The organism is Variovorax sp. P1_H12_2, assembly GCF_056405335.1.
Genome location: NZ_JBFUCI010000168.1, coordinates 1 through 12,410 on the forward strand (window position 1 = coordinate 1; position 12,410 = coordinate 12,410).

10 protein-coding genes and 1 riboswitch are annotated in these 12,410 nt (G+C 69.1%); of the genes, 5 read left to right on the plus strand and 5 right to left on the minus strand.

The features are described from left to right. Positions 1-1,667: ATP-dependent DNA helicase RecG (locus tag AC1D2K_RS17695; RefSeq protein ID WP_478090139.1), on the minus strand; the 1,667-nt coding region annotated here is incomplete at its 3' end. A gap of 77 nt (positions 1,668-1,744) precedes the next feature. Here AC1D2K_RS17695 and queA point away from each other — a divergent pair. From queA to AC1D2K_RS17715, 4 genes are all read left to right on the plus strand, one after another. Next, the gene (gene queA, locus AC1D2K_RS17700) at positions 1,745-2,788 is read left to right on the plus strand and encodes a tRNA preQ1(34) S-adenosylmethionine ribosyltransferase-isomerase QueA (protein ID WP_478090140.1); all 1,044 of its coding nucleotides are present in this window, start codon (positions 1,745-1,747) and stop codon (positions 2,786-2,788) included. After that, on the plus strand, positions 2,785-4,017 hold the full coding sequence (locus AC1D2K_RS17705; RefSeq protein WP_478090141.1) for a PQQ-dependent sugar dehydrogenase: 1,233 nt from the start codon (positions 2,785-2,787) through the stop codon (positions 4,015-4,017). The genes queA and AC1D2K_RS17705 overlap by 4 nt, the downstream gene beginning before the upstream one ends. Further along, a complete protein-coding gene (gene tgt, locus AC1D2K_RS17710) occupies positions 4,014-5,204 on the plus strand; it encodes a tRNA guanosine(34) transglycosylase Tgt (protein ID WP_478090142.1) in 1,191 nt (396 codons plus the stop codon). The genes AC1D2K_RS17705 and tgt overlap by 4 nt, the downstream gene beginning before the upstream one ends. A gap of 92 nt (positions 5,205-5,296) precedes the next feature. After that, positions 5,297-6,076 carry an SDR family NAD(P)-dependent oxidoreductase gene (locus AC1D2K_RS17715; protein ID WP_478090143.1) on the plus strand — a complete coding sequence of 260 codons (780 nt, stop codon included), beginning with the start codon at positions 5,297-5,299 and terminating at the stop codon, positions 6,074-6,076. Here the strand turns inward: AC1D2K_RS17715 and AC1D2K_RS17720 are convergent. The 4 genes from AC1D2K_RS17720 to AC1D2K_RS17735 all read right to left on the minus strand — a co-directional run bounded on the left by AC1D2K_RS17720 (position 6,049) and on the right by AC1D2K_RS17735 (position 11,038). Then, positions 6,049-7,149 (minus strand): serine endopeptidase, encoded by a 1,101-nt coding sequence (locus AC1D2K_RS17720; protein ID WP_478090144.1) that lies wholly within the window; start codon positions 7,147-7,149, stop codon positions 6,049-6,051. The two genes, AC1D2K_RS17715 and AC1D2K_RS17720, sit on opposite strands and share 28 nt — an antisense overlap. 400 nt (positions 7,150-7,549) lie before the next feature. Beyond that, on the minus strand, positions 7,550-8,203 hold the full coding sequence (locus AC1D2K_RS17725; protein WP_478090145.1) for a phosphatase PAP2 family protein: 654 nt from the start codon (positions 8,201-8,203) through the stop codon (positions 7,550-7,552). Between the two features lie 10 nt (positions 8,204-8,213). Beyond that, complete coding sequence (locus tag AC1D2K_RS17730) at positions 8,214-10,166, minus strand: MFS transporter (RefSeq protein ID WP_478090146.1); 1,953 nt, start codon at positions 10,164-10,166, stop codon at positions 8,214-8,216. A 26-nt stretch (positions 10,167-10,192) separates the two neighbouring features. Next, on the minus strand, positions 10,193-11,038 hold the full coding sequence (locus AC1D2K_RS17735; protein WP_478090147.1) for a hypothetical protein: 846 nt from the start codon (positions 11,036-11,038) through the stop codon (positions 10,193-10,195). A 125-nt stretch (positions 11,039-11,163) separates the two neighbouring features. Here AC1D2K_RS17735 and AC1D2K_RS17740 point away from each other — a divergent pair, with 125 nt between their 5' ends. After that, positions 11,164-11,898, plus strand: a complete 735-nt coding sequence (locus AC1D2K_RS17740; RefSeq protein WP_478090148.1) for a helix-turn-helix domain-containing protein — start codon at positions 11,164-11,166, stop codon at positions 11,896-11,898. A gap of 251 nt (positions 11,899-12,149) precedes the next feature. Then, positions 12,150-12,256, plus strand: a riboswitch (glycine riboswitch). Positions 12,257-12,410 lie beyond the last annotated feature (154 nt).

Genomic DNA, 12,410 nt, shown 5'->3' on the forward strand with positions numbered 1-12,410 from the left:
GTGCTGACCAGCACCTGCAGCTTGTTGGCCGTGAAGCTCTCCATCACCGCCTGCTTGTCGGCGGTCGGCATGCGCGAATGCAGCAGGCCGACGCCGACCTGGTCGCCCAGCGCGTCGGCCAGTTCGTCGCGGGTCTCGGTGGCGTTGCGCAAGTCGACCGCCTCGCTCTCCTCGATCAGCGGGCAGACCCAGTAGACCTGCCGGCCCTGCCGCAGCTGGGCCTGGATCCGGTCGATGACCTCGTCGCGGCGGTGCTCGGCCACCAGCTTGGTCACGATCGGCGTGCGGCCGGGCGGCAGCTCGTCGAGCGTCGAGACGTCGAGGTCGGCGTAGTAGCTCATCGCCAGGGTGCGCGGGATCGGCGTGGCACTCATCATCAGCAGGTGGGGTTCGAGGTCGCCCTCCGCCTTGCCGCGCAACGCAAGGCGTTGCGCCACGCCGAAGCGATGCTGCTCGTCGATGATCGCCAGCGCCAGCTTCTTGAAGCGCACCTTCTCCGAGATCACCGCATGGGTGCCGATCACCAGCGCCGCCTCGCCGCTCTCGACCGCCGCCGACATCGCGTCGCGCTCCTTCTTCTTCTGGCTGCCGGTGAGCCAGGCCACGCGCAGGCCGCGCTCGGCCAGCAGCGGATCGAGCCAGCCGACCAGCTTGCCGAAGTGCTGCGCCGCCAGGATCTCGGTCGGCGCCATCAGCGCGCACTGGTGGCCGGCATCGATGCAGCGTGCGGCGGCCAGCGCCGCCACCACCGTCTTGCCGGAACCGACGTCGCCCTGCAGCAGACGGTGCATCGGGACGTGGCGCGCCAGGTCGCGGCTGATCTCGACGCCCACGCGCTGCTGCGCCCCGGTCAAGCCGAAGGGCAGCGCGGCCAGCAGTTCCCGGTGCAAGGACTCGCCCGAGACGGCCGCATCGAGCGCCGGCGCGCGCTGCGCCGCCCGGGTGCGCCGCGCCTGCAGCTGCGAGAGCTGCTGGGCCAGCAGCTCATCGGCCTTCAGGCGCTGCCAGGCCGGATGGCTGTGGTCCTCGAGGGTGGCCAGCGCGACATCGGGCGCGGGATAGTGCAGGAAGCTCAGCGCCCGGCGCAGGTCCCAGGTCCCGTGCGGGGCGGCCCCCGCGGGCAGGGTCTCGTCGAGCACGGCGCGTGCCAGGCCCGAACGCACCTCGCGCCGCAGCACCGGCTGGGCCAGCCCGGCGATCGTCGAATACACCGGCGTCAGCGCCTCCGGCAAAGGGGTGCCCGCGGCCTTCACAGCCGGATGCATCATCTGCCGCCCGATGAAGCCGCCCCGCACCTCGCCGCGCACCCGCACCCGGGCGCCGACCGCGAGCTGCTTCTGCTGCGAGGGGTAGAAGTTGAAGAAGCGCAGCTGGCAGGTATCGCTGCCGTCGTCGACGGTCACGATCAGCTGGCGCCGCGGCCGGAAAGCCACTTCGCTCTCGGTGACCACGGCCTCGATCTGCGCCATCTCGCCGTCGCGCACGTCGGCCAGCCGCACGACGCGGGTCTCGTCCTCGTAGCGCATCGGCAGGTAGAGCGCGAAGTCGATGTCGCGCAGGAGGCCCAGCTTGCGCAGCGCCCGCTGCACCACGCTGAGCCCGGTCCCGGGTGCGGGCGCGGCGGCGGCGGGCTTTTCAGGGGTCGGGGACTTGGAAGCGGCAGGCATGGGACAATTCTGCCCGGCTCTTCGCCTCCCTCTTTCCCATGCCTCCTTGGCACGGGCCCGTCCGGCCCTCAAGCACCATGCGCGCCTTCACGCTTTCCGATTTCGATTTCGAGCTGCCGCCCGACCTGGTGGCCCAGCATCCCGCCGCCGAGCGCAGCGCCTCGCGCCTGCTCGACGGCACCGGCGCCGAACCGGTCGACCGCATCTTCAACCAGCTGCCCTCGCTGCTGCGGCCCGGCGACCTGCTGGTCTTCAACGACACCCGCGTGGTCAAGGCACGGCTCTTCGGCGAAAAGCCCACCGGCGGCAAGCTCGAGCTGCTGGTGGAGCGCGTGCTGCAGGGCCCCGAGGTGGTGGCCCACATGAAGGTCAGCAAGAAGCCGCCGGTCGGCACCACGCTGGCGATGACGGGCGGATTCACGGCCACGCTGCTGGGCCGCTGGCCCGAGGAGAATGGCGCCCTGTTCCGCTTGCGCTTCGACAGCCCCGCGGGCGAAGACCCCTACGCGCTGATGGCGCGCTGCGGCCATGTGCCGCTGCCGCCCTACATCACGCACGCCGATTCGACCGACGACGAGAGCCGCTACCAGACCGTGTTCGCGCGCGTGCCCGGCGCGGTGGCGGCACCGACCGCCGCGCTGCATTTCGACGCGTCGCTGCTGGCGGCGCTGGAGGCGCGCGGCGTACAGCGCGCCAATGTCACGCTGCATGTCGGCGCCGGCACCTTCCAGCCCGTGAAGACCGAGAACATCGCCGAGCACACCATGCATGCCGAGCGCTACGAGGTGCCCGAGGCGACGCAGCGCGCGATCGCCGACTGCAAGGCGCGCGGCGGCCGCGTCGTCGCGGTCGGCACGACCACCGTGCGCACGCTCGAAAGCTGGGCCAAGAGCGGCGAGGCCGCCGGGGACACGCGCATCTTCATCACGCCGGGCTTCCAGTTCGCGCACGTCGACCTGCTGGTCACCAACTTCCACCTGCCCAAGAGCACGCTGATGATGCTGGTCAGCGCCTTCGCGGGCTACGAACCCGTGATGGCGCTCTACGCCCACGCGATCCGCGCAGGCTACCGCTTCTTCAGCTATGGCGACGCCATGCTGCTCGCCCGGGTGCAGCCATGACGCGCAGGCCCTGGCTTGCGCTGGCCATGCTGCTGCTGATGCCGCTCGCCGCGGCGGCCCGCGGCTACACGCCGCAAGGCCGATGCGGGGACTATGCGCGACTCGACATCCGCAGTCCGGCCGGCACCTGCGTCGCGCTGCTCGCCGACGAGAACGAAGGCCTGCGCGCGCCGCGACGCGTGCTCGAGGTCGCGCCCGGACGCTACTGGGTCGTGGACATGGGCTCGTGGGAGCCACGCAAGGGCCGCCTGCTCGAGATGACGCTGCCCGCGGACGGCCCGGCGCCGCGCCGCGCGCGCTTCACGGTGATCGCCGAGCAACTCGACCGCCCGCTCGGCCTGGCCCTCGGCCCGGACGGAAAGATCTACGTCGGCGAAGCCGGCAGCATCTGGCGCACGCCGATCCCGGCGCCCGGCGGCGCGCTGCTGCGCGAGATGCTGATCGACAACCTGCCCAAGGACGGCAGGCACCCACTGAAGGAACTCGCCTTCGGCCCGGGCGGCCGGATGTACGTCAACATGGGCTCGGACTCGGACGACTGCCGCGATGGCGCGAAGGCGTACCCGCTGCCCTGCCCCGACGGCACCGGTCCGATGCCGCGCGCCGCGGTCTACGAGGCCACCTTCGGCGGCGACGGCTTCAAGCTGCAGGGCTTCAAGCCCTTCGCCACCGGCCTGCGCAACTCGGCCGCGCTGACGGTGCTGGCCGACGGGCCGGCCAAGGGCACCGTGCTGCAGGGCGAGAACTCGATCGACTACGACCCGGCCGACCAGCCGCCCGAAGAGCTCAACCGCCTCCAGGCCGGCCGCGACTACGGATGGCCCTACTGCGTGGGCCGCCGCCAGCCGGCCCGCGGCTACGAGGCCCGCTTCGATTGCAGCCGTACCGAGGCGCCCTGGATGCTCTGGCCCGCGCACGTCGCGCCACTGCAGATGCAGGTCGGGCCTGCCGGCAGCCGTTTCGCCGGCCAGCTGCTCGTCGCCTGGCGCGGCCACCGGCCCGCGGGGCACCGCGTGGTCGGCTACAAGCTCGACGCCAAGGGAATGCCGTCGGGACGCCCGATCGACTGGCTTGCCGGCTGGACCGCCGCGCCCGGCGTGCGGCCGCTGGGCCGCCCGACCGGATTGACCGTCGACCGCCAGGGCCGGATGCTGGTGGTCGAAGACTTCAACCGCACCGTACTCATGCTGATGCCCGACGGGCCCGCCTCTGCAAGCCTCCAAAGATGACCACTACACTGCCTCGCCTGCAATTCGAACTCCTCGCCACCGATCCGCAGAGCCATGCGCGCCGCGGCACCCTGACCCTGAACCATGGCGTGGTGCAGACCCCGATCTTCATGCCCGTGGGCACCTACGGCACGGTCAAGGGCGTGATGCCGCGCAGCCTGCACGAGATGGGCGCGCAGATCATCCTCGGCAACACCTTCCACCTGTGGATGCGGCCCGGCCTCGACGTCATGTCGGCCTTCGGCGGCCTGCACCAGTTCGAGAAGTGGGACAAGCCGATCCTCACCGACTCGGGCGGCTTCCAGGTCTGGTCGCTCGGCGCGATGCGCAAGATCAGCGAGGAAGGCGTCAGGTTCGCGTCGCCGGTCAACGGCGACAAGCTGTTCCTCACGCCCGAGGTCTCGATGCAGATCCAGACCATCCTCAACAGCGACATCGTCATGCAGTTCGACGAATGCACGCCCTACGACGTCGACGGCCACGTGACGACCGAGGCCGAAGCCCGCCAGTCGATGGCGCTCAGCCTGCGCTGGGCACGCCGCTGCCAGTCGGAGTTCGCCCGGCTCGAGAACCCGAACGCACTGTTCGGCATCGTGCAGGGGGGCATGTTCGAGAACCTGCGCGAAGAATCACTGGCCCAGCTGGTCGAGATGGATTTCCCGGGCTATGCGATCGGCGGCGTCAGCGTCGGCGAACCCAAGGACGAGATGCTGCGCATCATGGCCCACACGCCGCACCTGCTGCCGGCCCACAAGCCGCGCTACCTGATGGGTGTCGGCACGCCCGAGGACCTGGTCGAGGGCGTGGCGCAGGGCGTCGACATGTTCGATTGCGTGATGCCGACCCGCAATGCGCGCAACGGCACGCTGTTCTCGCGCTACGGCGATCTCAAGATGCGCAACGCCCGCCACAAGAGCGATCCGCAGCCGATCGATGCGAGCTGCAGCTGCCACGCCTGTGCGGGCGCCTCCGGCGTGCCGTGGAACGAGGGCGGGCGCGATGGCTTCAGCCGCGCCTACCTGCACCACCTCGATCGCTGCGGCGAGATGCTGGGCCCGATGCTCACCACGATCCACAACCTGCACTACTACCTGAACCTCATGCGCGAGATCCGCGAGGCGCTCGATGCCGGGCAGTTCGCCGAATTCCGCGCCCGCTTCAAGGCGGATCGGGCACGCGGGATCTAGGCTGAGCGCAGGGTCCGCGAAGCCGCGTGCCAACGCGGGCATTCTCGTTCACCTGGGTGGCGAGCGGCTCGGCGGAAGCTCAGAATCCACGCATGTCCGCATCCACCTCCCCCGCTCCCTCCGCCATCTACCCCTCCCTGGCCGGCCGCACCGTCTTCATCTCGGGCGGCGCCACCGGCATCGGCGAAGCCCTGGTGCGCGCCTTCCATGCGCAGGGCGCGCGGGTCGGCTTCTGCGATCTCGACGTGACGGCCGGGCGCGCGCTGGCGCAGCAACTGGGCGGCAACAACGAACCGCTGTTCCAGGAATGCGACGTCACCGACGTGGCCGCGCTCGGTGCGACCATCGCCGCGGTGCGCTCGCGCTTCGGCCCGATCCGGGTGTTGCTCAACAACGCCGCCAACGACCGCCGCCACCAGATGGCCGAGGTCACGAGCGATGATTTCGACCGTCTCGTCGCGGTCAACTTCAAGCACCAGTTCTTCGCCGCCCAGGCAGTGGCGGACGACATGCGCGCACTGGGCGGCGGCTCGATCATCAACTTCGGCTCGATGAGCTGGATGATCAAGGGCGCCGGCTATCCGGTCTATCAGGCCTGCAAGGCGGCCACGCGCGGGCTCACGCGCTCGCTGGCGCGCGATCTGGGCAAGGCCAACGTCCGGGTCAACTCGATCGTCCCGGGCTGGGTCATGACCGAGCGCCAGCTGCGGCTCTGGGTCAAGCCCGAATCGGCCGCCGAGATCGACGCCGCCCAGTGCCTGCCCGGCCGCGTGATGGCCGAGGACATCGCCAGCATGGCGCTGTTCCTGGCCGCCGACGATTCGAAGATGTGCACCGCGCAGGACTACGTGGTGGACGCCGGCTGGACCTGAAGCGGCCCGGGAGGCGGCGGCGCCGGCGGCGCAGCACCCGCATCCGCCGCCGTGCCGCAGGCGTGGCAGAACTTGGCGAAGGCGTTCTTGCGCGCATCGCAGGCGCGGCAGTGGTCGAACAGCCCGATGCCGCAGTGCGGGCAGAAGTCGATCTCGTCGTTCTTGAGGTCCACCGGGCGTTCGCAGCCCGGGCACACGCTCTTGGCCAGCCGCGCCAGCGCCGTGTCGTAGCTCAGCTCGTGGCGGCGCACCGTCTCGGGCTGCGCCTCGGCCAGCTTCTGGCGCGCCAGGTAGCGGTTGAGCGCCAGGATGGCGTAGCGTCCGATCAGCACCGTGACCACGATACCCACTGCATAGCGAACGTAGCCGCCGTAGCTCGGCAGGTAGGGCACCAGTTCGACGAAGAAGGCGAACAGCGCGAAGTAGATGAAGCCCCAGACGAAGGGCCACCAGGTGCTCTTGCGCTTCTTCGCGAACAGCCAGCCGGCGATCACCAGCAGCGGCAGCGTGAGCGCCAGCCGGTACAGGAACACCCGAAGCTCGACCTTTCGGTTCTCGGCATCGAGCCGCTTCCGCGCCGCCTCCTCGAGCACCACCAGTTGCTGCTGCGCCCGCTGGCGCGACTGCCGGGCATCGAGCGCGATCTGGCGCTGCGCGACCACGTTGCGCTCGGCCTCGTCCTCCTTGGCCTTCAGCGCGTCGAGCGCCTTGGTGCGGACGATCAGCTCGCTGTCCTGATCGGGCTGCGCGGTGGCGCGGCGGGTGGCGAGCCAGTTGCCGAAGGTCTCGCGCGCCGCCCGGCTGGCCTGCTGGGCCGCGACCAGCTTGAGCTCGGCCTGCTCGCGGTCGCGCGCCGCCTGCTGCTCGCTGCGCTCGGCGTCGCGCACGGTGTTGCGCAGCGGATCGGCCGCCGCACGGTCGATGAAATCGTCGAGCTCGATCCGGTGTTCGACCTGGGGCAGGTCACCGACGATCGTGTTGCCGAGCCCGACCAGGAAGCTGGCGAACACAATCGCCACCAGCCAAAGGCCGCGGCGAAACCACTTTTCGGACAGGCGCAGGGCTTTGCTCATCGCATTCCTTCTCTTGAGACGATTTGTCGTTCTGGATCGACTGATTCTGGACGATGGCTTGCGAGCCCCCCCGGTTCACGGGAAACACGAACACCCCGGCCAGGATCACTGCCGCAGCCATCAGGCTCATCTGCAACGCCAGCCCCACGAGGTGCCGAGAGCGCGAGACGCGCACCCGGTATTCACGCTCGTACGGGCCGAAGTTGGTGGACGTCCGGCTCAGCACGGCTTCCCGCCCTCGCAGAGCGGGCCGCACAGGCCGCAGCCAGAAAACGTGAACAGATACTGCTTCATGAAGTTCGCTCCGCCAGGAAATGAAAGTGGGCGGATGATGGTCCGCCCCTTGGTTCCCTGGAGCGCTTTGATGCAGCGGTCGCGATACTCTGCGCCGCCGGTATCGCTACCTGATACCCAGCGGCATCCGGCGACCCGCCAGCAGGTCGGCGCGCGTGAAAGGCCGCTCGATGCCCGACAGTCGCACGGCAATGACTTCGAGCGCGCCCTGGGTCGGCGCCGGCGTGCCGGGCCGCAGGAACAGCACCGGCGTGGCGAGGCTCAGCAGCACCAGCGTCCAGCTCAGGCGTGGATGCGGCAGGCGGTGCTGCCACCAGAGAAAGGTCCCGCTGACCGCCGCGCCCAGCGCATAGCCGAACACCACTTCCGAGAGCGAATGCGCATCGAGCGCCAGCCGGGTGGCGCCGATGAAGGCGGCGAACAGCCATCCGAGCAGTGCTGCGCCCACCCGGACCCGATGCTCCCAGCGCGAGACCACCAACCAGCAGGCCACCGGCCAGACGCTGGCCGCGATCGCGGTGTGGCCGCTGAAGCCGGTGAAATCGAGTGTGACGCTGCCGATGCCCCAGCCGAGGAAGGCGATCTTCGACACCGCAATCAGGGCGCCGCCGAGGCCGAACAGCAGCACCCAGAGCACCGCCAGGGGCCGGGTGGCGCCGCGAATGCCGAGCCACACCGCGATCCAGATCGCGGCGGGCAGCAAAAATCCGCTGTCACCGAACCAGGTGATCGCGTGGAGAATTTGACGGAGGCCGGGCATCAGACGGGCGTCAGCTGCCGAGCAGCACGCTCACGCGCCGCCGCAGGCTTTCGGGCTGCACCTCCACCTGGGGCACCGCACTGCCGACATGGAGCCCCACGCGGCTGAAGTAGCCGCGCCGGAACGGCCGCACCATCGCGACGTTCTGGCCGGCGCGCGTCTCGATCCGGCTGAAGTACGAGCCCCACAGATTGGTCAGCGCCATCGGGATCACCGGCGGGTCGAGGCCTTCGGCGCGGGCGGCATCCAGGATCTTCATCACGCCGCCCTTGAACGGTTGCAGGCTGCCGTCGCGCGTGATCGCGCCTTCGGGAAAGATGGCGAGCAGGTCACCCTCGCGCAGCACCTGCACGGCCTCCGCGAAGGCCTTCTCGTAGGCCGCCGGGTCTTCCTTCTGGGGCGCGATCGGGATCGCCTTGGCCATCCGGAACAGCCAGCCGAGCACCGGCACGGCGAAGATGCGGTGGTCCATGATGAAGCGGATCGGGCGCGGGCTCGCGGCCATCAGCAGCACCGCGTCGATGAAGCTCACGTGGTTGCAGACCAGCACCGCGGGCCCGTCGGCCGGGATGTGCTCCTGGCCCCGGATGTCGAAGCGGTAGACCAGGTGCGACAGCACCCAGGCCACGAAGCGCAGCAGGTATTCGGGAACCAGCATGAAGATGTAGAAAGCAACGACCGCGTTGGCGATGCCGGTGAACAGGAAGATCTGGGGAATCGTGAAGCCACCCTTCAGCAGCGCACCGGCGATGACCGAACTGGCGATCATGAAAAGCGCATTCAGGATGTTGTTGGCCGCGATGATACGAGCCCGGTGCGTGGGCTGGCTGCGCATCTGGATCAGCGCATACATCGGCACGCTGTAGAGCCCCGCGAACAGCGACAGCAGCCCCAGGTCGGCCATCACGCGCCAGTGGGCCGGCTGGGCCGAGAACGCGCCCAGCCCCATCTGTCCCACGGCCGGCAGCGCCCGCGACGCGAAATAGAGATCGATCGCGAACACGCTCATGCCGATGGCGCCCAGCGGCACCAGGCCGATCTCCACCTGGCGCCGGCTCAGCGTCTCGCACAACAGCGAGCCGATGCCGATGCCGACCGAGAACACCACCAGCAGCAGCGAGGCCACCTGCTCGTCGCCGTGCAGCACCTCCTTGGCGAAGCTCGGAAACTGGGCCAGGAAGACCGCGCCGAAGAACCACATCCACGAGATGCCCAGCAGCGAGCGGAAGACGACCACGTTGCCGTGCGCCAGCTTCAGGTTGCGCCAGGTTTCGCTGACCGGATTCCAGTTGATCGACAGGCCGGGGTCGGTGGCCGGCGCCAGCGGGATCGCCTGCGCCACCGCCCGTCCGACCAGCGCCAGCAGCAGGCAGGCCACGGCCACAGTGGCATGCCCGACCTGCGGCAGGGCGACCAGCAGGCCGCCCGCGACCTGCCCGAGCAGGATCGCGACGAAGGTGCCCATCTCGACCATGCCGTTGCCCCCGGTGAGCTCGCGCGGCGCGAGCACCTGCGGCAGATAGGCGAACTTGACCGGGCCGAACAGGGTCGAGTGCAGCCCCATCAGGAACACGCAGCCGAGCAGCACGACGGCGTCCGCCCGCAGGAAGCCCCAGGCGGCGATGCCCATGATCGCGATCTCGAGGTTCTTGACGAAGCGGATCATCTTCGTCTTGTCGTACTTGTCCGTGAGTTGCCCCGCGGTGGCGGAGAACAGCAGAAAGGGCAGGATGAACAGGGCGCCGATCGCCAGCCCCGCCATGGCGGGCGACATCCAGGCCAGCTGCAGCTGGTAGGTCACCATCACCGTGAAGGCGAACTTGAACAGGTTGTCGTTGGCGGCGCCCGCGAACTGGGTCCAGAAGAAGGGCGCGAAGCGCCGCTGCCGCAACAAGGCGAACTGGTTGGCGTGGGCGGGCCCCTCGGGCAGGCTGGCGGACGAGACTTCGGAAGGATGGGTCATTCGAATGGGCGCAGCGGTCTGTTTGCTCAGGCCGTCAGGGCGGCGGCCCGCGAATTGTGCCGCAGGGTCTGCCGCCCCATCGCCTGCAGCGCATGCAGCACGGGAAGCGCCGCCAGGGCGGCCGTCAGGTGCTTGAGGCTGTGGCCCGACACCAATTGATTCGTCGCATCGAGGATCGCAGGGTCCGCCAGCTCGAACAGCTTGGCGAGCGCATAGAAGAAGACCACCCCGCCGAGCTTGAGGCCGATGGCGCCCGGCACCGGCCGTGCCAGCGCCAGCGCGAGAACCAGCGCCAGGCCGCCGAACTGCACCAGCGCCCAAGGCAGCGCGTTGCCGCTGCGATGGCAGACTGCCACTGCCAGCAGCCCGCCGACGAGCGTGACCCAGGCGGCTGGCCAGCCGGCGCGTGCGCTGACCCGCTCGCAGACCGCGACACCGACCAGCCCCGCGAAAGCCACCGCCATGCCGGCGCGATCCGCCGCCAGCCGCATGGGATCGGGCTGCAGGTGATAGAAGGCCGAGCCGAGTGCGGTGAGGATCAGGCCGGCGAAGAACATCCAGGCGCAATCCAGTGCATCGAAGGGCAGCGGCGCCAGGGCCTGCGGCAGCGGCGCGGCCTCCAGCAGCTCGTCGTGGGTGCGGCCGAGCCAGTGCAGCCAGCGCAGGCCCCAGATGCCCACCACCGCGAAAGGCAGGTTGCTCAAGACGTCCATCGCGTTCGGCAGCGCACCCCAGGACCGGCCGTCGGCGAAGGGCGCGCCGCCCAGCGCCGGGGTCGGCACCGCGGGACCGAAAACCGCGGCGACCGATAGCAGCGCGGCGAGCGCCAGCAGGGCACGCTCGCGATGGGAGAGGGACGACGGCAGGGACATGGCAGACTCCGATGGGTGGCTCGACGAGGCGGAATCTAGGTTGTCGACCCCGCGCCGGGCATCGAGAATCGATACGGAGCACTTTTTCACCACTTTGGGTATCGCGCCGCAATACTCCCCCAGACATGAGCACCACCGTCGACCTGGTCAACGCACTCAAGAGCGAACTCAAGACCGCCCGCATGACCTATGCCGACCTGGCCAGATCTCTGGACATGGCGGAATCCAGCGTCAAGCGGATGCTGGCCAAGGGCGACATGCCGCTGACGCGGGTCGACGCGATCTGCCGGGCGCTCAAGATCGACTTCGCCGAGCTGGCCCGCCGGGTGGCGGACGCTCAGCCCCTGCTCAAGGAACTCACCCTCGAGCAGGAGAAGGCGGTGGTCAAGGACAAGAAGCTCCTGCTGCTGGCAATCTGCGTGCTGAGCCAGTGGACGCTGGAGCAGATCGTCGCCGCCTACCGGATCAGCGAGGCCGAGTGCATCGGCTACCTGGTCCAGCTCGACCGGATCGGCATCATCGAACTGCGGCCGCTGAACCGCTACCGGCTCAAGCTCGCCAAGACCTTCCGCTGGCGTCCGCACGGGCCGGTGATGGATTTCTTCCGCGAAAACGTGGTGCTCGACTATTACCGCGGCGGTTTCGACGGCCCCGCCGAAGGCCTGCTGCTGGTGCACGGCTCGATCAGCAAGTCGCTGGCGCCGGCCTTCCTCGACCGGCTGCAACGGGTCGCGCAGGACTTCGCCCAGCAGCACCAGACCGATCAGAAGCTGTCGCCCAAGGAGCGCGAGGGTTACACGCTGCTGCTGGGCATGCGCAACTGGGAGTTCGAGCTGTTCACGCGCCTGCGCCGGGGCTGACCTGCTGACCCCCACGCTCGTCAATTCGTGTACTCGCTGCCCCCCGAGGGGGAAGCAGCAGGCCGCCCGTCCGGGCGAAGCGCGGACTACGCCGCGCTGGCGGCCCGGCGCCGGCCTGAAAGCACGAAACCGGTTTCCTCGATAAAATCCGGCGAGCAGAAAAGCGGACGCACCCGTCCCACCGATGGCGCAATCTCCCATGAACGCTCAGGTGAATCGCCATGCGATTCGGCCACTGCCTATTTTTTGATCAATCGCCGACTGGAGAGTCACCACGCCAAGTGGTGCACCGAAGGAGCAAACCCGCTGCCGGACGCAGCGGGTGAAACTCTCAGGTAACAGAGACAGGGGGAGCGGCAGTCTGAACCCCGGGTCTTGCCGCTTTCACAGTAAGCGCTAACGCCCGCCGTTCATGCCATCCCAAAAGGATTCGGACATGCGCGTGGTTGTACTTGGCGCCGGCTTGCTCGGCGTGACTTCGGCCTATTACCTTCAGCAGCTCGGTCATGAAG